Origin of the sequence: Veillonella sp. ZSJB6, from assembly GCF_051549505.1 — a bacterium.
Classification (GTDB): Bacteria; Bacillota; Negativicutes; order Veillonellales; family Veillonellaceae; genus Veillonella.
Window position 1 is genome coordinate 1 of record NZ_JBPUGE010000218.1, and the last position, 231, is coordinate 231.

The 231-nt window shown below is 41.6% G+C and carries 1 protein-coding gene; it reads left to right on the plus strand.

Annotated elements, in window-relative coordinates:
* Positions 1-2 precede the first annotated feature (2 nt).
* Positions 3-182: an ATP-binding protein gene (locus ACSV5T_RS10490; RefSeq protein WP_438321118.1), complete on the plus strand. Its 180-nt coding sequence runs from the start codon at positions 3-5 to the stop codon at positions 180-182.
* Positions 183-231: the final 49 nt, after the last annotated feature.

Here is a 231-nt window from a genome sequence, read left to right on the forward strand (position 1 = left end):
ACTTGTTCCATCAGTTTTCGCGAGGGAAACAAGGGAAGTTCGGTCTCGGCCTGTTCATCGTTCAACGAATCGTGACACTCCACGAGGGGACGGTCGACTTGGGAAATACAAAAGAAGGAGTACGTGTACATTTTCAAATTCCCCAATCGAAATCGTTACAGAATAAGAAATTAGATCACTGAAATTAAAAAACCAGCCGATAATCGGTTGGTTTTTTTAGTGGGAAATATA